General features: G+C 59.2%; 20 protein-coding genes. 17 read left to right on the top strand and 3 right to left on the bottom strand.

The features are described 5' to 3' along the window. The 8 genes from LDK53_RS20590 to phnP form a co-directional block, all read left to right on the top strand. Nucleotides 1-883 (top strand): carbon-phosphorus lyase complex subunit PhnI (locus tag LDK53_RS20590; protein WP_225287941.1); only part of this gene is annotated, 883 nt, incomplete at its 5' end. Next, complete coding sequence (gene phnJ, locus LDK53_RS20595; protein WP_045285529.1) at nt 876-1721, top strand: alpha-D-ribose 1-methylphosphonate 5-phosphate C-P-lyase PhnJ; 846 nt, start codon at nt 876-878, stop codon at nt 1719-1721. The genes LDK53_RS20590 and phnJ, both read left to right, overlap by 8 nt. Beyond that, a complete protein-coding gene (phnK, locus tag LDK53_RS20600) occupies nt 1718-2473 on the top strand; it encodes a phosphonate C-P lyase system protein PhnK (RefSeq protein WP_045285530.1) in 756 nt (251 codons plus the stop codon). The genes phnJ and phnK overlap by 4 nt, the downstream gene beginning before the upstream one ends. Nucleotides 2474-2557: 84 nt before the next feature. Then, on the top strand, nt 2558-3238 hold the full coding sequence (phnL, locus tag LDK53_RS20605) for a phosphonate C-P lyase system protein PhnL (protein ID WP_095450307.1): 681 nt from the start codon (nt 2558-2560) through the stop codon (nt 3236-3238). After that, on the top strand, nt 3235-4371 hold the full coding sequence (phnM, locus tag LDK53_RS20610; RefSeq protein ID WP_225287942.1) for an alpha-D-ribose 1-methylphosphonate 5-triphosphate diphosphatase: 1137 nt from the start codon (nt 3235-3237) through the stop codon (nt 4369-4371). Before phnL ends, phnM begins: the two co-directional genes overlap by 4 nt. After that, a complete protein-coding gene (gene phnN, locus LDK53_RS20615; protein WP_225287949.1) occupies nt 4368-4919 on the top strand; it encodes a ribose 1,5-bisphosphokinase in 552 nt (183 codons plus the stop codon). Before phnM ends, phnN begins: the two co-directional genes overlap by 4 nt. After that, on the top strand, nt 4912-5346 hold the full coding sequence (gene phnO / locus LDK53_RS20620) for an aminoalkylphosphonate N-acetyltransferase (RefSeq protein WP_047957564.1): 435 nt from the start codon (nt 4912-4914) through the stop codon (nt 5344-5346). Before phnN ends, phnO begins: the two co-directional genes overlap by 8 nt. 9 nt (nt 5347-5355) lie before the next feature. Next, entirely contained in the window at nt 5356-6114 is a 759-nt protein-coding gene (gene phnP / locus LDK53_RS20625) for a phosphonate metabolism protein PhnP (protein ID WP_225287943.1), read from the top strand. 82 nt (nt 6115-6196) lie between these two features. Here the strand turns inward: phnP and yjdP are convergent, their stop codons facing one another. Then, nucleotides 6197-6520 carry a DDRRRQL repeat protein YjdP gene (gene yjdP / locus LDK53_RS20630; RefSeq protein WP_021242926.1) on the bottom strand — a complete coding sequence of 108 codons (324 nt, stop codon included), beginning with the start codon at nt 6518-6520 and terminating at the stop codon, nt 6197-6199. Between the two features lie 69 nt (nt 6521-6589). After that, the gene (locus LDK53_RS20635) at nt 6590-8869 is read right to left on the bottom strand and encodes a hybrid sensor histidine kinase/response regulator (protein ID WP_225287944.1); all 2280 of its coding nucleotides are present in this window, start codon (nt 8867-8869) and stop codon (nt 6590-6592) included. 181 nt (nt 8870-9050) lie between these two features. On the opposite strand from LDK53_RS20635, the gene LDK53_RS20640 reads away from it, so the two are divergent. The 6 genes from LDK53_RS20640 to LDK53_RS20665 all read left to right on the top strand — a co-directional run bounded on the left by LDK53_RS20640 (nt 9051) and on the right by LDK53_RS20665 (nt 15212). Beyond that, nucleotides 9051-10571, top strand: coding sequence for a sugar ABC transporter ATP-binding protein (locus LDK53_RS20640; RefSeq protein ID WP_025757878.1), 1521 nt, complete (start codon nt 9051-9053; stop codon nt 10569-10571). After that, complete coding sequence (locus LDK53_RS20645) at nt 10568-11563, top strand: ABC transporter permease subunit (RefSeq protein WP_047957560.1); 996 nt, start codon at nt 10568-10570, stop codon at nt 11561-11563. The genes LDK53_RS20640 and LDK53_RS20645 overlap by 4 nt, the downstream gene beginning before the upstream one ends. Before the next feature lie 30 nt (nt 11564-11593). Beyond that, nucleotides 11594-12535, top strand: a complete 942-nt coding sequence (locus LDK53_RS20650) for an ABC transporter substrate-binding protein (protein ID WP_225287945.1) — start codon at nt 11594-11596, stop codon at nt 12533-12535. 115 nt (nt 12536-12650) lie between these two features. After that, nucleotides 12651-13337 (top strand): D-lyxose/D-mannose family sugar isomerase, encoded by a 687-nt coding sequence (locus LDK53_RS20655; RefSeq protein WP_088244025.1) that lies wholly within the window; start codon nt 12651-12653, stop codon nt 13335-13337. 10 nt (nt 13338-13347) lie between these two features. Continuing rightward, nucleotides 13348-14208, top strand: coding sequence for a ketose 1,6-bisphosphate aldolase (locus LDK53_RS20660; RefSeq protein ID WP_225287950.1), 861 nt, complete (start codon nt 13348-13350; stop codon nt 14206-14208). After that, nucleotides 14208-15212, top strand: coding sequence for a carbohydrate kinase family protein (locus tag LDK53_RS20665; protein ID WP_225287946.1), 1005 nt, complete (start codon nt 14208-14210; stop codon nt 15210-15212). The genes LDK53_RS20660 and LDK53_RS20665 overlap by 1 nt, the downstream gene beginning before the upstream one ends. Here the strand turns inward: LDK53_RS20665 and LDK53_RS20670 are convergent. Next, the gene (locus tag LDK53_RS20670; protein WP_025757867.1) at nt 15209-15940 is read right to left on the bottom strand and encodes a response regulator; all 732 of its coding nucleotides are present in this window, start codon (nt 15938-15940) and stop codon (nt 15209-15211) included. The genes LDK53_RS20665 and LDK53_RS20670 overlap by 4 nt on opposite strands. A gap of 257 nt (nt 15941-16197) precedes the next feature. On the opposite strand from LDK53_RS20670, the gene fdhF reads away from it, so the two are divergent. The 3 genes from fdhF (at nt 16198) to LDK53_RS20685 (ending at nt 19618) form a co-directional block, all read left to right on the top strand. After that, nucleotides 16198-18345, top strand: coding sequence for a formate dehydrogenase subunit alpha (gene fdhF / locus LDK53_RS20675; RefSeq protein WP_225287947.1), 2148 nt, complete (start codon nt 16198-16200; stop codon nt 18343-18345). 324 nt (nt 18346-18669) lie between these two features. After that, the gene (locus LDK53_RS20680) at nt 18670-18822 is read left to right on the top strand and encodes a Hok/Gef family protein (protein WP_023299102.1); all 153 of its coding nucleotides are present in this window, start codon (nt 18670-18672) and stop codon (nt 18820-18822) included. A 121-nt stretch (nt 18823-18943) separates the two neighbouring features. Then, nucleotides 18944-19618, top strand: a complete 675-nt coding sequence (locus tag LDK53_RS20685; protein ID WP_225287948.1) for a tetratricopeptide repeat protein — start codon at nt 18944-18946, stop codon at nt 19616-19618. The last annotated feature ends 50 nt before the right edge of the window (nt 19619-19668 follow it).

Raw genomic sequence — 19668 nt, forward strand, 5'->3', positions numbered from 1 at the left:
GCTGGCGCTAAAGCAGGCCAGCGGCGATAACGTCGAGGCCATCTTCCTGCTACGCGCTTACCGCACTACGCTCGCGAAGCTGGCGGTAAGTGAACCCATCAACACGGCGGAGATGCGCCTGGAGCGCCGCATTTCAGCGGTGTACAAAGACATCCCCGGCGGCCAGCGGCTGGGTCCAACCTATGACTACACCCATCGCCTGCTGGATTTTACCCTGCTGGCGAACGGCGATGTGCCGCCGCTCAGCACCTCTGACGCCGAACAAGAACCGTCTCCGCACGTCTTCAGCCTGCTGGCGAAACAAGGTCTGGCGAAGGCGGAGGAAGACTCAGGCGCTCAGCCTGATGATATCACCCGCACGCCGCCGGTTTACCCGTGCTCCAGATCGTCCCGCCTGCAGCAGCTGATGCGCGGCGACGAAGGCTATCTGCTGGCGCTGGCCTACTCCACCCAGCGCGGTTACGGGCGCAACCACCCGTTTGCGGCTGAGATTCGCAGCGGTTATATCGACGTTGAAATTGTGCCAGAAGAGCTGGGTTTTGCGGTGAACGTCGGCGAACTGCTGATGACCGAGTGTGAAATGGTGAACGGTTTTGTCGCGCCTGAAAATGAAGACCCGCATTTTACCCGCGGCTACGGGCTGGTGTTTGGCCTCGGCGAGCGCAAAGCCATGGCAATGGCGCTGGTTGACCGCGCCCTGCAGGCGCCGGACTACGGCGAGCAGATTGCAGGCCCGGCGCAGGACGAAGAGTTTGTGCTGGCCCATGCCGATAACGTTGAGGCCGCTGGCTTCGTCTCGCACCTCAAGCTGCCGCACTACGTCGATTTCCAGGCCGAACTGGAACTGCTGAAACGCCTGCAACGGGAGCGCAAACATGGCTAACTTAAGCGGCTACAACTTTGCTTATCTCGATGAGCAAACCAAACGCATGATCCGCCGCGCTATCCTCAAAGCGGTCGCCATTCCGGGCTATCAGGTGCCGTTCGGCGGCCGTGAAATGCCGATGCCTTACGGCTGGGGTACCGGCGGCATCCAGCTTACCGCCAGCGTGATCGGCGAAGCAGACGTGCTGAAAGTGATCGACCAGGGCGCGGACGACACCACCAACGCGGTGTCGATCCGCAACTTCTTTCAGCGGGTAACGGGCGTCGCGACCACCGAAAAAACCGAAGACGCGACGCTGATCCAGACCCGTCACCGCATTCCGGAAACCCCGCTCACGGAAGATCAGATTTTGATTTTCCAGGTGCCCATCCCGGAGCCGCTGCGCTTTATCGAGCCGCGCGAAACGGAAACCCGCACCATGCACGCCCTGGAAGAGTACGGCGTGATGCAGGTGAAGCTGTACGAGGATATCGCCCGCTTCGGCCATATCGCCACCACCTACGCCTACCCGGTGAAGGTCAACGGGCGCTACGTGATGGACCCGTCGCCGATCCCGAAGTTCGACAACCCGAAGATGGACATGATGCCTGCCCTGCAGCTGTTCGGTGCCGGGCGTGAAAAACGCATCTACGCCGTCCCGCCTTACACCCGGGTGGAGAGCCTCGATTTCGACGATCATCCGTTTACGGTGCAGGAGTGGGACGAGCCATGCGCCATCTGCGGCTCGAAACACAGCTATCTGGATGAAGTGGTGCTCGATGACACAGGCAAACGGATGTTTGTCTGCTCCGACACCGATTACTGCCGCCAACAGAGCGAGGCGAAAAGCCAATGAAACCGCTGCTTTCGGTTAACAACCTGACCCACCTGTATGCGCCGGGTAAAGGCTTCAGCGACGTGTCGTTCGACCTCTGGCCGGGCGAAGTGCTGGGGATTGTCGGCGAATCCGGCTCCGGCAAAACGACACTGCTGAAATCCATCTCCGCGCGCCTGGCGCCGCAACACGGCGACATTTTGTATGAAGGCACGTCGCTGTACGGCATGAGCGAGGCCGAACGCCGCCGCCTGCTGCGCACCGAGTGGGGGGTGGTGCATCAGCATCCGATGGACGGCCTGCGCCGTCAGGTCTCGGCTGGGGGCAACATCGGCGAACGGCTGATGGCCACCGGCGCCCGCCACTACGGCAACATTCGCGCCACGGCGCAGCGCTGGCTGGAGGACGTTGAAATCCCCGCCTCGCGCATCGATGACCTGCCCGGCACCTTCTCCGGCGGCATGCAGCAGCGCCTGCAGATCGCCCGCAACCTGGTCACCCACCCGAAGCTGGTGTTTATGGACGAGCCCACCGGCGGGCTGGATGTCTCCGTGCAGGCGCGCCTGCTCGATCTGCTGCGCGGTCTGGTGGTAGAGCTGAACCTGGCGGTGGTCATTGTCACCCATGATTTAGGCGTGGCACGCCTGCTGGCGGACCGTCTGCTGGTGATGAAGCAGGGCCAGGTGGTGGAAAGTGGGTTAACCGACCGCGTACTCGACGATCCTCACCATCCGTACACCCAGCTGCTGGTGTCGTCCGTATTGCAGAATTGAGGACGCCACCCGGCAAAACGACGCCGTACCTTGTAGGCCGGGTAAGCGAAGCACCACCCGGCAAGAAAACGCCACGAGGCCAACATGATCCACGTACAAAACGTAAGTAAGACCTTTGTGCTCCACCAGCAAAACGGCGTGCGCCTGCCGGTGCTGCAAAACGCCTCGTTAGAGGTCAGCAGCGGCGAATGCGTGGTGCTGCACGGCCATTCCGGCAGCGGAAAATCCACCCTGCTGCGCTCCCTGTATGCCAACTATCTGCCCGACGAAGGCCATATCCATGTTCGCCACAATGATGAATGGATCGACCTGGTGCAGGCCCCCGCGCGGCAGGTGCTGGAGGTGCGCCGCTCGACGATCGGCTGGGTGAGCCAGTTCCTTCGGGTGATCCCGCGGATCTCCGCCCTGGACGTGGTCATGCAGCCGCTGCTGGATCTCGGCGTACCGCGTGAAACCTGTGCTGCCAAAGCGACCAGCCTGCTGACGCGCCTCAATGTGCCCGAGCGCCTGTGGCACCTTGCCCCATCGACCTTTTCCGGCGGTGAGCAGCAGCGCGTCAACATTGCCCGCGGCTTTATTGTCGACTACCCAATATTGCTTCTGGATGAACCCACCGCCTCGCTCGACGCTAAAAACTGCGCGGCCGTCGTCGAGCTGATCGAGCAGGCTAAATCCCGCGGGGCGGCGATCGTCGGGATCTTCCACGACGAAAGCGTTCGCACCCGCGTTGCCGACAGACTGCACCCGATGGGGACAAACGCATGATTATCAATAACGTCAGGCTGGTGCTGGAAAATGAAGTCGTTGGTGGATCGATTGAGGTGCAGGATGGCGTCATCCGCGCGTTTGCCGAAACCCAGAGCCGCTCACCCGAGGCGATGGATGGTGAAGGCGGCTGGCTGCTGCCGGGGCTGATTGAGCTGCATACCGATAATCTGGACAAATTTTTCACCCCGCGTCCGAAGGTGGACTGGCCCGCGCATTCGGCCATGAGCAGCCACGACGCGCTGATGGTCGCCAGCGGCATTACCACCGTGCTGGACGCGGTGGCGATTGGCGACGTCCGCGACGGTGGCGATCGCCTGGAAAACCTGGAGAAGATGATCAACGCCGTGGAAGAGACACAAAAACGCGGCCTCAACCGCGCCGAGCATCGCCTGCATCTGCGCTGCGAACTGCCGCACCACACGACCCTGCCGCTGTTTGAAAAGCTGGTCGGCCGCGAACCGGTGTCGCTGGTTTCCCTGATGGACCACTCGCCGGGGCAGCGCCAGTTCGCCAATATTGAGAAGTATCGCGAATACTATCAGGGCAAATATTCGCTCAACGACGTGGAGATGGCCCGCTACGAAGAAGAGCAACTGGCGCTTGCGGCGCGCTGGTCACAGCCGAACCGTCTCTCCATTGCGGCAATGTGCCGGGAGCGCAACATCGCGCTGGCCAGCCATGACGACGCCACGCCCGACCATGTGCTCGAGTCCCACCAACTGGGCAGCGTAATCGCCGAATTTCCGACTACGTTCGCCGCGGCTGAAGCCTCCCGTAAACACGGCATGAACGTCCTGATGGGCGCGCCAAATATTGTGCGCGGCGGTTCGCATTCCGGCAACGTCGCGGCAAGCAGGCTCGCCGCACTTGGCCTGCTGGATATCCTCTCGTCCGACTATTACCCCGCCAGCCTGCTGGATGCGGCATTCCGGGTGGCAGACGACGAGGGCAACGGCTTTACGCTGCCGCAGGCGATTCGCCTGGTGACGAAAAACCCGGCCAGCGCGCTCGGTCTTCAGGATCGCGGCGAGATCGCCGAGGGTAAACGCGCGGATCTGGTGCTGGCCCACCGCAAGGGCGAGCACATCCATATCGACCACGTCTGGCGTCAGGGAAAAAGGGTGTTCTGATGGGAAGACTCATCTGGTTAATGGGGCCGTCCGGCTCTGGTAAGGACAGCCTGCTTTCCGCTCTGCGGCAGCGGGAACACCCGCAGCTGCTGGTGGCGCACCGCTACATTACCCGCGCGGCCAACGCCGGAAGTGAAAATCATATCGCGCTGAGCGAACAGGAGTTTTTCACCCGCGCCGGGCAAAATCTGCTGGCGCTGAGCTGGCACGCCAACGGCTACTACTACGGGATTGGCATTGAGATCGACCTGTGGCTGCATGCGGGGTTCGACGTGCTGGTCAACGGCTCCCGTGCCCACCTGGCTCAGGCCCGCGCACGCTACGCCGCGGCCCTGCTGCCGGTCTGTCTGCAGGTTTCACCGGAGGTGCTGCGCAGCCGGCTGCAAAGCCGTGGACGCGAAAGCGAAAAAGAGATCGCGCAGCGTCTGGCGCGTGCGGCGCGCTATACCCCATCGGACTGTCATATCCTCAACAACGACGGAAGTTTGCTACAGTCAGTCGATACCTTTTTATCGCTTATCCGTCAGAAGGAGAGACAGCATGCCTGACTGTACGCTTCGCCCCGCCACCGCCGACGATGCGCAAATCGTCTACGCGTTAATCTGTGAACTGAAACAGGCCGAGTTTGATCACCAGGCGTTTCACGCAGGCTATCTTGCCAATCTGCAGGATCACAACATGCGCTACCAGCTTGCCGAGATGGACGGTCAGGTCATCGGCATGATCGGTCTGCACATGCAGTTTCACCTCCATCACGCCCGCTGGATCGGCGAGATCCAGGAGCTGGTCGTCATGCCGCAGGCGCGCGGGCTGAAGGTGGGCAGTCAGCTGCTCGCCTGGGCTGAAGAGGTGGCACGGCAGGCTGGCGCAGAGTTGACCGAACTCTCCACCAGCGTGAAGCGCACCGACGCGCACCGTTTTTATGTTCGTGAAGGGTATACGCAGAGCCATTTTCGATTCACCAAAGTGCTGTAGAGGTGCGTTATGAGTCTGACGATCACGTTAACAGGAACCGGAAGCGCGCACCTCGTGCCGGTCTTTGGCTGCGACTGCGCGGCATGTCGCCGGGCACGCCTGCAGGACAACTATCGCCGTCGCCCGTGCAGCGCGGTGGTCAAATTCAACGATGCCGTCACCCTGCTGGATGCCGGTATTCCTCATCTCATGGACGACTGGCCGGCAGGCAGCTTTCAGCAGTTTTTGCTGACCCATTACCATATGGATCACGTTCAGGGGTTATTTCCGCTGCGCTGGGGCGTTGGCGCGACGATCCCGGTTTACGGTCCGCCAGATGAAGCCGGGTGTGACGATCTGTTAAAACACCCGGGGATTCTGGACTTCAGCCACACGGTTGAGCCGTTTGTGATGTTTGAACTTCAGGGCCTGCGGGTCACGCCGCTGCCGCTCAACCATTCGAAACTAACCTTTGGCTATCTACTGGAATCGGCCCACAGCCGCGTGGCCTGGCTGTCCGACACCGCCGGACTGCCGGAAAAAACGGTGAAGTTCCTGCTTAACAATCAGCCGCAGACGATGATTATCGACTGCAGCCACGAACCGCGCGACGAGACGCCGCGAAACCATTGCGACTTAAATACGGTGATTGCGTTAAACGAAGTGATTGGCTGCCCGCAGGTGATCCTGACGCACATCAGCCATCAGTTTGACGTGTGGATGATGAATAACCCGCTGCCGCAGGGCATAGAAGCGGGGTATGACGGGATGGTGTTGGTACTCGACTGAGTTTTGCCGGGTGGCGGCTACGCCTTACCCGGCCTACGCGCCAGGGTTTTGTAGGCCTGCGTAAGCGAAGCGCCACCAGGCTTTAGCCTCGATCGTAATCGTCTTCTAACCTGCGCTCATCCTCTTCCAGACGGCGTCTGTCGTCATCCAGCTGGCGCTGACGCTCGTCTAAACGGCGGCGTCTGTCTTCAAGCTGCCGACGTCGGTCGTCATACTGACGGCTATCCATGCGACGGTTATCGTCATAACGATCGTCATCATCGTTGCTGCGGCTGCTGCTGGGGTTATAGGCGTCGTTGATTGCCTGTTGAATGTTGCCAATAGCATCATCAACGATATCGGCATGCGCCAGTTGGCTGGTGAGTGACAGCAGACCAAATAACAGAGCGGTAGAGTAACGTTTCATAAGGCCAGACTCGCAGGTGAACTGGCCTTAAGGTAATGAACAGCAGGGTGTGGCGGTAGCGGAGGAATCTCAAATTACCATCACCTTCCGCAGCGCCTGCGCCAGCTGCGCCTGGGTAAACGGTTTACGCAGTAGCTGAACGTCCGGAAGCTGAGGATTGTGCGTCGGCCGTAAATCCTGCCCGCTGATCAGCAGCACCGGAAGCTGCGGATAGTGGCTGCGCACATGGTTAATCACCTCGGCCCCGCTCAGGCTTCCGGGCAACATCAGATCGCTGATAAACATGCCAATATCTTCTGACGCCGCCAGCATGCTCAGCGCCTGCTCGCCGTTGTCTGCTTCCAGCGTCAGATAGCCCAGCTGATGCAGCTGTTCGCACAGGGTCTGGCGCACATCGGCCTCATCTTCCAGCACCAGCACCAGCCGCTCGTTATCGACGGAGGCGGTGGCTGAGAGGGTTTCATCTTCAGGTACAACGGGCAGCGTCGAGCGCGGAAGGTGAAGCCGCACGGTCGTCCCCTGCCCCGGTGCGCTTTCGATCTCCACGCGACCGCCGGACTGACGCACAAAACCGTAGACCATCGACAGGCCTAGCCCGCTTCCGCTCCCGGTCTGTTTGGTGGTGAAGAACGGTTCAAACACACGGGATTTCACCTCCTGCGACATGCCGCAGCCGCGGTCAATGACCTCCAGCGCCACCATATCCTGCCGGCGTCCGTCGCTGCGGGTGACGCGCTGATTCCAGGTGCGGATTTTAATCACCCCGCTTTGCCCTTCCATCGCATCGCGGGCGTTCATCACCAGGTTGATGATGGCGTTTTCCAGCTGGCTGACGTCTATCCAGGCGGGCCACGCCGGGGATTGCGCTTCAATCTCCAGCGTCAGGGTGGCAGGCAAAGAGTGGCGCATCAGCTCTTTGAGGTTCTCCAGCAGCGGGCGCATCTCAACCGCATGTGGCGTCAGGGATTGCTTACGGGAGAACGCCAGCAGGCGCTGCGTCAGCAGGGCGCCACGCTCGGCCGCCTTCAGCGCCCGGGTAATTCTGGGCGCGTCTTTTGCATCAGGATCGGTGAGTTCAAGGCTGCCGATGATCACCGCCAGCAGGTTGTTAAAATCATGCGCCAGCCCGCCCGTCAGCTGTCCGACGGCTTTCATTTTCTGGCTGTGCAACAGCGCCTCCTCCAGCCCCTGACGCTCAATGCGGTCGATCTCCATCTGGGTAGTTTTCTCTTTCAGCAGACGCGTGGTGTGCTCAAGCGAGGCGGTGTTGCGGGCAAAAACGTTGAACGCACGCGCCAGCTCTCCCAGCTCATCACGCCGCTGCAGGGCGGGGACGGAGACATCCTGTTCGCCGTGAGCCAGACGCGACATCGCCCGGGAAATCGCCGTCAGGTTGGAGGCCAGATTGCGGTAAATATACCAGCAGGCGCACCCGGTGATGATCAACGCCAGCACGGCGAAGATGCTAATAAATACGCTGATGGATTGCAGTTCATGATGGCTCTGGGCCGTGCGAAGCCGGGAGGCCTGCGCGACCTGTTCTACATACTGATTGATGTCGCTGTTGAGGATCGCCACCAGCGCCTTGATGTGAAACATATACCAGTTGATCGCCAGATCGCTCTCTTCCAGCTGTGTCGACAGCGGGGCGAGCCTGCGCAGCTCGTCGTTGAAATCGGGCAGCACAACGTTCACGACAGGCTGCGTTGCGCGTCGCGGCAGGGTCGCGGTGACGGCGTCCAGCTGCTGTATCGTGGCGCGCGGCGAGGGGGTGTCGATGGCGGCGATAATCAGCCTGTCCATTTCCGCGAGCTGCTGCGCATCCGGTACGTTGCTGCCAAACCGCCGGTTAATGTCCTGCAGGTGGCGTAAATAGCTCTGGCTTTGATAAAGCGAACTGAGGAGCGCGTTGCGCTGCAGATGGCGTCGCTGTCCGCGCTCGAGCATGCCCGTCACGCTCTGCTGTAATTCATTACTTCGTTGAATAATACGCGCCACCAGCCCCGGCTCTTGCTGCGCTAAAGGGGCCTCCGCCAGCTGCTCCAGCGAGCGGCGCAGCGCCATTTGCGTCTGCTTCAGCCGCTCGGCTTCGCCTTTATATTCCAGCGCCCCCACCACCTGCGAGAGCCGTACCGCCGCCGTCGCCACGCTGGCGGTATCACGGGCGAGGTTCATGCTGCCGGTCATGTCATCCAGCGTTTGCTGCTGCACCTGCTCCTGAATCTGGCTGGCATGCCGGAAACCGAGCACCGCCACGCCACTCACCATCAGCGTCACGGCGACCACCAGCAGATTGAAAATCAGCAGACGACCGCGGGCGCTGGCAAAAAACGGGGGGCGTGATGGCATGGGTTTGGACTCCTCTGCGGTTTGGTGCCCTCACCCTGGCCCTCTCCCACGGGGAGAGGGAAAAGAGAAATGTGATGGCGATTAGCTATTCATAACTATGACAAATATGAACAGCTTCTGACATTTTGCATTTACGCACCTGTGATGAAGTGCAGATATCAACATTCACAGGAGAGCCGCCATGAGCAGAACCCCGGTACTGGAGATGCGCCGCATTGCCAAAACGTTTGGCAATTTTCACGCGCTCAAGGGTGTGGATTTGACGGTCTTTCCCGGTGAGATCCATGCGCTGATGGGTGAAAACGGAGCGGGAAAAAGCACGCTGATGAAAATCCTCGCCGGGGCGTATACCGCCACCGGCGGTGAGATCCTGATCGACGGTCAGCCGTTTCACATTAAAGGGCCGAAAGATGCGCTGGCCGCCGGTATTACCCTGATTTATCAGGAGATGCAGCTCGCGCCGAATCTGACCGTCGCCGAGAATATCTTCCTCGGCAGCGAGCTGTCGCGCGGCGGGATGGTCCAGCGCAAAGAGATGGCCGCCCAGGCCCAGGCGGTCATCGATCGTCTGGGCGCCCAGTTCAGCGCCACCGATCGGGTGATGAAGCTGACCATCGCCGAGCAGCAGCAGGTGGAAATCGCCCGCGCGCTGCACCGCAACAGCCGCATTCTGGTGATGGATGAACCCACCGCGGCCCTCTCCTCACGCGAAACCCATCGCCTGTTTGAACTGATTTTGCGTCTGCGCGATGAAGGAATGGCGATCATCTATATCAGTCATCGCATGGCGGAAGTGTATGAGCTCTCTGACCGCGTCAGCGTGCTGCGCGACGGGCAGTACGTCGGCAGCCTGACGCGCGACAAGCTGAACGCCTCCGAGCTGGTGAAGATGATGGTAGGCCGCCCGTTAAGCGATCTGTTCAACAAAGAGCGTGATATCCCGCTCGGCAGCCCGCGTCTCAACGTGCACCACCTCACTGACGGTAAAAAAGTCCAGCCCTGTAGCCTGCAGGTGCGTTCCGGGGAAATTGTCGGGCTGGCGGGGCTTGTCGGTGCCGGACGCTCGGAGCTGGCGCAGCTGATCTTCGGCGTGCGTAAAGCCACGGGGGGCATGATTGAGGTCGACGGCGAGCCGGTGGTGATCCACTCTCCACGCGCAGCCATCGAAAACGGCATCGGTTTTCTTACCGAGAACCGTAAGGAGCAGGGGCTGTTTCTGGAGCTGGCGGCGCAGGAGAACATCACCATGGCGACGCTGGAGCGCGATGCCACCTTCGGCATGCTTAACCGCAAGAAAGCGCAGTCCATCTCCGATGACGCCATTGCCCTGTTGAACATCCGCGTGCCCCATTCTCAGGTGCGCGCGGGTGGGCTGTCGGGCGGTAATCAGCAAAAACTGCTCATCTCCCGCTGGGTGGCCATTGGCCCGCGTATTTTGATTCTGGACGAACCGACGCGCGGCGTGGACGTCGGTGCAAAAAGTGAGATCTACCGCATCATGAACCAGATGGCGCGCAAGGGCGTGGCCATTTTGATGATCTCCAGCGAGCTGCCGGAAGTGGTGGGGATGAGCGACCGGGTGTACGTGATGCGCGAAGGCAGCATTGCGGGCGAGCTCCACGGGCACGACATCTCTCAGGAAAACATCATGACGCTGGCAACCGGCGTGAATGACACTCATCATCAGGCGGTATCACTATGACAACTCCTACCCATCCGCAGCAGGTGGCGAAATCGGCCTCCACCAAAAAAATGCTGATGAGCGATCTGATGCAAACGGTCGGCATCTTACCGATTCTCATCCTGATCGTCGCAGTGTTTGGCGTTATCGCGCCTAACTTCTTCACGGAAAGCAACCTGCTCAACATTACCCGTCAGGCGTCGATCAACATCGTGCTGGCGGCAGGCATGACCTTCATTATTTTAACCGGCGGGATTGACCTCTCCGTGGGCTCGATTCTGGGCACCACGGCGGTGGCCGCGATGGTAGTATCGCTGATCCCGGAATTCGCCGGGCTGTCTATTCCCGCCGCGCTGATGCTTGGCATGGTGCTGGGCCTGTTCAACGGCGCGCTGGTGGCCTTTGCCGGGCTACCGCCGTTTATCGTCACGCTTGGCACCTATACGGCACTGCGCGGGGCGGCGTATCTGCTGGCCGACGGCACGACCGTCATTAACTCAAACATCAACTTTGAGTGGATAGGTAATAACTATCTCGGCCCCGTGCCATGGCTGGTGGTGATCGCCCTGGCGGTGATTGTGGTGTGCTGGTTTATCCTGCGCCGCACCACGCTCGGCGTTCACATCTATGCCGTGGGCGGCAACATGCAGGCGGCGCGCTTAACGGGCATTAAGGTCTGGCTGGTGCTGCTGTTCGTGTATGGCATGAGCGGCCTGCTCTCCGGATTAGGCGGCGTGATGAGTGCGTCGCGCCTCTATAGCGCCAACGGTAACCTGGGTATGGGCTACGAGCTGGATGCGATTGCAGCCGTGATCCTCGGCGGGACCAGCTTCGTCGGCGGGATCGGCACGATCACCGGCACGCTGGTTGGTGCATTGATCATCGCCACGCTCAACAACGGCATGACGCTGATGGGCGTCTCCTACTTCTGGCAACTGGTGATCAAAGGGGCGGTGATCATCATTGCGGTGCTGATCGACAAATACCGTACCCGACACCATCAAAGTGCATAACAACAATACCCTACGTGTGAGGAAGACAAGATGCGTTTGAAACCGTTAGTGACCGCGCTCTGTGCTGGCGCGCTGCTTGCCGCAACGCCGTTTGCGCAGGCGAAAGATCTGAAATCCATCGGCGTGACGGTGGGCGACCTGGCTAACCCGTTCTTCGTGCAGATCACCAAAGGTGCCGAGCTGGAAGCGCGCAAGCTGGCGGGCGATAACGTCAAAGTCACGCTGGTCTCCAGCGGATACGATCTGGGCCAGCAGGTGGCGCAAATAGACAACTTTATTGCCGCCAAAGTGGACATGATCATCCTTAACGCCGCGGATTCCAAAGGGATCGGCCCGGCGGCGAAACGCGCGAAAGACGCCGGGATCGTGGTCGTTGCGGTTGACGTCGCAGCGGAAGGGGCCGATGCGACGATCACCTCAGATAACACCCAGGCGGGCGAAATGGCCTGTAAGTACATTACTGACCGCCTGAACGGCAAAGGCAACGTGGTGATCATCAACGGGCCACCGGTCTCTGCGGTGCAAAACCGCGTGGAAGGTTGCCAGACAGAGTTCAAAAAGCATCCGGATATCAAGGTGCTCTCGGATAACCAGAACGCCAAAGGCAGTCGCGAAGGCGGCCTGGAAGTCATGACCTCCCTGCTCGCGGCGAATCCGAAGATCGACGGCGTCTTCGCTATTAACGATCCCACCGCGATCGGTGCCGATCTGGCGGCAAAACAGGCGCAGCGCAACGAGTTCTTTATCGTCGGCGTGGATGGCAGCCCGGACGGTGAAGAAGCCCTGAAGCGGGAAAACTCCCTGTTTGTCGCGACCCCGGCGCAAGATCCGCAGGTGATGGCGGCAAAAGCGGTGGAGATCGGCTATGACATACTACAGGGCAAACCTGCGCCGAAAGCGCCTGTGCTGATCCCGGTGACGATGATCGATAAAAAGAACGTCGGCTCGTATAAGGGATGGACGGTTAAATAAGCCCCCCTCACCCTAACCCTCTCCCCGGAGGGGAGAGGGAACGATTACACCCTCTCCCCTTTGGGGAGAGGGCTGGGGTGAGGGGTACGTTTTGCACATAATCGAAGGAGTCCCCATGAAACGCTCCGACATCAATGAAATCCTCGGCCACACGCGACAGTTCTTCTCCATGCACGACGTACATCTCCCACCGTTTGCCAGCTTTCCGCCCACGAAGTGGCAACAGCTCGATCGGGCCGCCTGGCGGGAAGTGTTTGATCTTAAGCTCGGCTGGGACGTGACGGCGTTCGGGGGCAACAACTTTGCCGCACAGGGGCTCACGCTGTTTACCCTGCGCAACGGCTCACCGAACGGCATGCCCTATGAAAAAAGCTATGCCGAAAAAATCATGCACGTGCGCGACGGCCAGGTCACGCCGATGCACTTTCACTGGCGTAAACGCGAAGACATCATCAACCGGGGCGGCGGCAATCTGATCGTGGAATTGTGGAACGCCGGCGCGCATGAAGAGACGGAAAACACCGACGTGACGGTTACCGTCGACGGTTGCCGCCAGACCCACGCGCCCGGCAGCCAGTTGCGCCTCACCCCAGGGGAGAGCATCTGCCTGACACCCGGTCTTTACCACAGTTTCTGGGGCGAACGCGGCTTCGGCGACGTGCTGGTCGGGGAAGTGTCATCGGTCAATGACGATGAACACGACAACCACTTTTTACAACCCGTTGCCCGCTATAACAATATTGAAGAAGACGAACCGGCGGTGCTGGTGCTGTGCAACGAGTACAACCTGTTTCGGATATAAGGGGTAAATGATGCCACTGATTTCGCTTGCCGACGGTCTTGCCCACGCCAGACAGCACCACTATGCGCTGGGCGCGTTTAACGTGCTCGACTCCCACTTCCTGCGCGCGCTGTTCGCCGCCGCAAAGCAGGAACGCTCGCCTTTTATCATCAACATCGCCGAAGTGCACTTTAAGTACGTGTCGCTGGATTCGCTTGTCGAAGCGGTTAAGTTTGAGGCCGCTCGCCATGATATTCCCGTGGTGCTCAACCTCGACCATGGCCTGCATTTTGACGCCGTCGTGCGCGCCCTGCGCTTAGGGTTCAGCTCCGTGATGTTCGATGGCTCAACGCTGAGCTACGAGGAAAACATCCGCCAGACGCGGGAAGTGGTGAAAATGTGCCATGCGGTGGGCGTCTCGGTGGAGGCTGAGCTTGGCGCAGTGGGTGGCGATGAAGGCGGCGCGCTTTACGGGTATGCGGATGAAGCCTGCTTTACCGACCCACAGCGGGCACGGGAATTTGTCGATTCAACCGGCATTGACGCGCTGGCGGTCGCCATTGGCAACGCGCACGGCAAATACCGGGGCGAGCCGAAACTCGATTTCCCGCGCCTGGACGCCATTCGCCAGCAGACGGGGCTGCCGCTGGTGCTGCACGGCGGCTCCGGCATTAGCGATGCCGATTTTCGCCGCGCCATCGAGTTGGGTATTCATAAAATCAATTTTTACACCGGCATGTCGCAGGCCGCGCTCGCCGCCGTGGAGCAGCGCATGGCCAACCGTCAGCCGCTGTACGATGAGTTTGCCGAGCTGCTGCTGAGTATAGAAGAGGCAATTACCGATACGGTCGCCGAACAGATGCGCATCTTTGGCAGCGCGGGGCAGGCATAATGGAACGTAAGGGCATCATCGCCGCAGGCAATATGCTGGTGGACCACGTCCACCAGATCGTGCAATGGCCGGAGCGCGGCTGGCTGGCGGAAATCACCCACAGCGAACGTTCCACCGGCGGTGCGCCGCTGAACGTCCTGCTGACGCTGGCAAAAATGCACGTTGGTCTGCCGCTGCAGGCGGTGGGCCTGATTGGCGAAGACAGCGACGGAGACTACATTCTGGCGATGCTCGACCAGTATCACGTCAACCGCCAGCGCGTGCAGCGCACCACCTTTGCCCCGACCTCCATGTCGCAGGTGATGACCGATCCCAGCGGACAACGCACCTTTTTCCACTCCCCGGGAGCCAACCGCCTGCTGGATCTGCCTGCCTTCGACCGTCTTGACGGATCGATGAAAATTTTCCATCTCGGCTATCTTTTGCTTCTCGACAGCCTGGATATGCCGGATGACGAATTTGGCACCCGCAGCGCGCGGCTGCTGGCGCAAATGCGCGACCAGGGGTATGAAACCTCGCTTGACCTGGTCTCCCGCAAGGGCGACCCGCGCTATCAGCCGCTGGTGCTCCCTGCCCTGCGCCATCTGGATTATCTGGTGATTAACGAACTGGAAGCCGGCGAGTTTAGCGGCCTGACAATGCGTGATGAAAACGACGCCCCGCATATTGCCCATATCGCCGAAGCCGCCGCGCAGCTGCTGGCGGCGGGCGTTCGCCAGCGGGTGGTCATCCACTGCCCGGAAGGCGCATGGGGAGAAGCGCCGGGTGAAAAAGGACGCTGGATCCCCTCCTGGATGCTGGAACAGGGAGAAATCATCGGCAGCGTCGGCGCGGGCGATGCCTTTTGCGCGGGCTTTTTATATGGCTGCCATGAATCGCTGCCGCTGACGGAGAGTATTTATCTGGCGCATGCCTGCGCGCGGGCCAGCCTGCTGGCCGCGAACGCCATTGACGGCGCGAAAACGCTGGCCGAGCTGCAGCTGTTTATCAAAGAGCATCGTTAGGCTGCTTTCTCGCTATGGGACACATCGCTGGCAAACACGTAACCCAACCCACGAATGGTTTTGATCAGGGCGGGCTGGTGCGGGTTAACCTCGATCTTCCGGCGCAGGCGCATGATCAACACGTCGATCGTGCGATCGAACACGTCAGCACTTTCGCTGTGGGTCAGCTCAAGCAGCCGATCGCGGCTCAGTACCCGACGGGCATTTTGCGTAAGGGCCAGCAGCAGGCCGTACTCGCCCTGGGTTAAGGGCACGGTATTACGCTGCGGATCGCTGAGCTCACAGCGGGTGGTGTCGAGCGTCCAGCCATTAAAGGTAATCCCCGCGACGGGCGCCGCGGGGGGGTCTGCCGCCAGCACGCCCGTACGGCGCAGCACCGCTTTCACCCGGGCGACCACCACACGGGGGTTAAACGGTTTGCCAATATAATCATCGGCCCCCATCTCCAGCCCCACCACCACATCTGACTCACTGCCCAGTCCGGTTAACATCACAACCGGCAGCGCCGGACGCTGCTTTTGCAGCTGCAGCAGAACCTGGAGGCCGTTGATATCCGGCAACATCATGTCCAGCAGGACAAGCGCGATATTCGGCTCCTGCTGCACCTGGCGCAGTGCATCCTGGCCGTTATGGCAGACCAGCACGCTAAAGACGTGCTCGCTGAGCACATCCTGAAGCAGTTCACAGACTGCCGTATCGTCATCAACCACCAGAATCGCCGGTTTCATCGTATGCTTCCGTCAGGGGATTATGTTAAGTCTGAACTATTCTGCCGTCGGCTCCAGTCAAATGTTTTTTTCAGTGACGGAAATTCAACCCATGTCACATCCGCTGCCCTGTCGACACGTCAATTTTGACGATTCGCTGTTTCTGGTCAGCGTTTTCGTCGCCAGCAGGCCGTAAAGTCTGGGTATACCCACACTAAAAACATGGCATAGAAGCTGCATAGTGGGGTGCGAATGATTCGATTAACTGGAGCAGACTGATGAAAAAAGTCGTCACGGTTTGCCCTTATTGTGCCTCAGGTTGCAAGATCCACCTGGTGGTCGATAACGGCAAAATCGTCCGGGCGGAGGCCGCACAGGGGAAAACCAACCAGGGCACGCTCTGCCTGAAAGGTTACTACGGCTGGGATTTTATTAACGATACCCAAATCCTCACCCCGCGCCTGAAAACCCCCATGATCCGACGCGAGCGCGGCGGCAAGCTGGAAGCCGTCTCGTGGAATGAGGCGCTGGACTACGTTGCCACCCGCCTGAGCGCCATCAAGGCCAAGTATGGTCCGGATGCGATTCAGACCACCGGTTCCTCACGCGGAACGGGGAATGAAACTAACTATGTGATGCAAAAATTCGCGCGCGCCGTTATTGGTACCAATAACGTCGACTGCTGCGCTCGCGTCTGACACGGCCCATCGGTTGCAGGTCTGCACCAGTCGGTCGGTAACGGCGCAATGAGTAACGCGATCAATGAGATAGATAACACCGATCTGGTGTTTATTTTCGGCTATAACCCGGCGGATTCTCACCCTATCGTCGCGAACCACGTTATCCGCGCGAAGCAGAATGGGGCGAAAATCATCGTCTGCGATCCGCGCAAAATTGAAACCGCGCGCATTGCGGATATGCACATTGCGTTGAAAAACGGCTCGAACATCGCGCTGTTGAACGCCATGGGGCACGTCATTATTGAGGAGAATCTATACGACCAGGCGTTTGTTGCGACCCGTACGGAAGGCTTTGAAGAGTATCGCAAAATTGTCGAAGGCTATACGCCAGAATCGGTCGAAGCGATAACCGGCGTCAGCGCGCAGGAAATCCGCCAGGCGGCAAGAATGTATGCCGGGGCGAAAACCGCCGCCATTCTGTGGGGTATGGGCGTGACCCAGTTCTACCAGGGTGTGGAAACCGTGCGTTCCCTGACCAGCCTCGCCATGCTCACTGGCAATCTTGGCAAAGCGCATGTTGGCGTGAACCCGGTACGTGGACAGAATAACGTCCAGGGCGCCTGTGATATGGGGGCGCTGCCGGATACCTATCCGGGCTATCAGTACGTGAAATTCCCGGAAAACCGCGCCAAATTCGCGAAGGCCTGGGGCGTGGAAAGTTTGCCTGAGCACACCGGATACCGCATCAGCGAGCTGCCGCACCGGGCGGCGCATGGCGAAGTGCGTGCGGCCTATATCATGGGTGAAGATCCTCTCCAGACCGATGCCGAGCTCTCTGCGGTACGCAAAGGGTTTGAGGATCTGGAGCTGGTGATTGTCCAGGATATCTTTATGACCAAAACCGCGGCGGCGGCGGATGTGATTTTACCGTCAACCTCCTGGGGCGAGCATGAAGGTGTCTACACGGCGGCAGACCGCGGTTTCCAGCGCTTCTTTAAAGCGGTCGAACCGAAGTGGGATCTGAAAACGGACTGGCAGATTATCAGCGAAATCGCCACCCGCATGGGTTACCCGATGCACTACAACAACACCCAGGAGATCTGGGACGAGTTGCGTCATCTCTGCCCGGATTTCACCGGCGCGACCTATGAAAAAATGGGTGAGCTGGGGTACATCCAGTGGCCTTGTCGGGATGAGTCAGCCTCCGACCTGGGGACGTCGTATCTCTTTAAAGAAAAATTCGACACCCCGAACGGGCTGGCGCAATTCTTCACCTGCGACTGGGTCGCACCGATCGATAAACTCACCGATGAGTATCCGATGGTGCTCTCCACCGTGCGTGAAGTGGGCCACTACTCCTGCCGTTCGATGACCGGCAACTGCGCCGCGCTGGCGGCGCTGGCGGATGAGCCGGGTTATGCGCAAATCAACACCGCCGACGCGGAACGCCTTGGTATCGAGGACGACGCGCTGGTGTGGGTGAACTCGCGCAAAGGGCGGATCATCACCCGGGCACAGGTCAGCGACCGACCCAACAAAGGGGCGGTTTACATGACCTACCAGTGGTGGATTGGTGCCTGTAACGAGCTGGTGACGGAAAACCTCAGTCCGATAACCAAAACGCCGGAGTATAAATACTGCGCCGTTCGCGTGGAGCCGATTGCGGATCAACACGCGGCTGAACAGTATGTGATTGACGAATATAACAAGCTGAAAGCCCGACTACGCGAAAGCGCAATGGGTTGAAGCCGTTAATTGAACGTTGAATAAAGGGAGTGAAATATTCGCTCCCTTTTTATTTCCGCTTAACTCATTAAAAATATCGATTATTACTCTGGAAAGCGGCTCGCAGAAATAATGTAATTTACGCAGAATAGAATTACATCTTTGCATTTTAATTCAGGGAGATAAGATGTGCGACGGGTGCTTAAGACTTTCTGTCTTGAGCATTAGTGAGGGACAGAAAGTAGAAAGCCCCGGGAAATTTTCATTTACCCGAGGCTACTCTCCCTCAACTACCAACAAGTTGAGAGTAGCCTCTTATTCTTTTTTTGACAAGGAGTAAAAGGCATGACGCCATTAAAAACTGCGTTAGGCATCGTTTTTATTATTTGCCTGACGATAGTGATCTTTACCTTTATTACTCGCGGTAAGCTCTGCGAGTTTTCAATAAAGAGTGAGCATCAGGAGGTGGCGGCAAAATTAGCCTGCAACGCAGGCTAACCTCTACGGGCGGAACAACGGTTCCGCCCGGCTTGCAGGATGCTGAGGTCTTAATGCACCCATTCTTTTCTTTTGCGCCCGCGATTATACTGCGCGGCGTGTACCCAGATGATAAGCATCCATGAAACCCATTTTTCTGTTGTTAGTGTTTTTAACGTCCTTCGCCCGCGCGGATGAGATAGGCAGCCAGTACCAGAAACAGGCAGAAGCCGGCGATGCCCGCGCCCAGTATTATCTTGCCGATACGTACTTCAGCTCCGGCGACAGCAAGCAGGCTGCGCTGTGGGCTGAGAAAGCCGCGAAAGGCGGGGATGTCGACGCCATGGGGTTGCTCTCGCAAATCCTCTTTACGCAGGGTGATTACGCGCAGGCCAAAGCCCTGGCCCAACAGGCGAACATTGCTGGCAGCAAACGCGGCGCGATCATGCTGGCACGCATTCTGGTGAATACTCAGGCAGGCAAAACTGACTATCCCCAGGCCATCAAACTGCTGCAGACGGCCACCGAAGATATCGACAACGACTCGGCGGTCGATGCGCAACTGCTGCTGGGGCTGATTTATGCCAACGGCGTAGAGGTGGCACAGGATGACGTGCAGGCCGCCTCGTGGTTCAAACGGAGTTCAGCCCTTTCGCGTACGGGCTACGCCGAGTACTGGGCAGGGATGTTGTTCAGACAGGGGGAGAAAGGCTTTATCACACCCAATAAACAGAAAGCACTGTACTGGTTGAACCTGAGCTGTACTGAAGGGTTTGATACGGGGTGCGAAGAGTTTGATGCGTTGAGCGGGGAATAATCTGCCGGGTGGCGGCTTCGCCTTACCCGGCCTACAAACCCCGTAGGCCC

Source organism: Enterobacter sp. K16B, from assembly GCF_020216105.1.
Taxonomy (GTDB): Bacteria; Pseudomonadota; Gammaproteobacteria; order Enterobacterales; family Enterobacteriaceae; genus Enterobacter; species Enterobacter sichuanensis.

Excerpts from the sequence above, each read along its gene's own strand:
- phnJ (WP_045285529.1), top strand. The coding sequence starts at position 876 with ATGGCTAACTTAAGCGGCTACAACTTTGCTTATCTCGATGAGCAAACC.
- phnK (WP_045285530.1), top strand. The coding sequence starts at position 1,718 with ATGAAACCGCTGCTTTCGGTTAACAACCTGACCCACCTGTATGCGCCG.
- phnL (WP_095450307.1), top strand. The coding sequence starts at position 2,558 with ATGATCCACGTACAAAACGTAAGTAAGACCTTTGTGCTCCACCAGCAA.
- phnM (WP_225287942.1), top strand. The coding sequence starts at position 3,235 with ATGATTATCAATAACGTCAGGCTGGTGCTGGAAAATGAAGTCGTTGGT.
- phnO (WP_047957564.1), top strand. The coding sequence starts at position 4,912 with ATGCCTGACTGTACGCTTCGCCCCGCCACCGCCGACGATGCGCAAATC.
- phnP (WP_225287943.1), top strand. The coding sequence starts at position 5,356 with ATGAGTCTGACGATCACGTTAACAGGAACCGGAAGCGCGCACCTCGTG.
- yjdP (WP_021242926.1), bottom strand. The coding sequence starts at position 6,520 with ATGAAACGTTACTCTACCGCTCTGTTATTTGGTCTGCTGTCACTCACC.
- LDK53_RS20635 (WP_225287944.1), bottom strand. The coding sequence starts at position 8,869 with ATGCCATCACGCCCCCCGTTTTTTGCCAGCGCCCGCGGTCGTCTGCTG.
- LDK53_RS20640 (WP_025757878.1), top strand. The coding sequence starts at position 9,051 with ATGAGCAGAACCCCGGTACTGGAGATGCGCCGCATTGCCAAAACGTTT.
- LDK53_RS20645 (WP_047957560.1), top strand. The coding sequence starts at position 10,568 with ATGACAACTCCTACCCATCCGCAGCAGGTGGCGAAATCGGCCTCCACC.
- LDK53_RS20650 (WP_225287945.1), top strand. The coding sequence starts at position 11,594 with ATGCGTTTGAAACCGTTAGTGACCGCGCTCTGTGCTGGCGCGCTGCTT.
- LDK53_RS20655 (WP_088244025.1), top strand. The coding sequence starts at position 12,651 with ATGAAACGCTCCGACATCAATGAAATCCTCGGCCACACGCGACAGTTC.
- LDK53_RS20660 (WP_225287950.1), top strand. The coding sequence starts at position 13,348 with ATGCCACTGATTTCGCTTGCCGACGGTCTTGCCCACGCCAGACAGCAC.
- LDK53_RS20665 (WP_225287946.1), top strand. The coding sequence starts at position 14,208 with ATGGAACGTAAGGGCATCATCGCCGCAGGCAATATGCTGGTGGACCAC.
- LDK53_RS20670 (WP_025757867.1), bottom strand. The coding sequence starts at position 15,940 with ATGAAACCGGCGATTCTGGTGGTTGATGACGATACGGCAGTCTGTGAA.
- LDK53_RS20680 (WP_023299102.1), top strand. The coding sequence starts at position 18,670 with ATGACGCCATTAAAAACTGCGTTAGGCATCGTTTTTATTATTTGCCTG.
- LDK53_RS20685 (WP_225287948.1), top strand. The coding sequence starts at position 18,944 with ATGAAACCCATTTTTCTGTTGTTAGTGTTTTTAACGTCCTTCGCCCGC.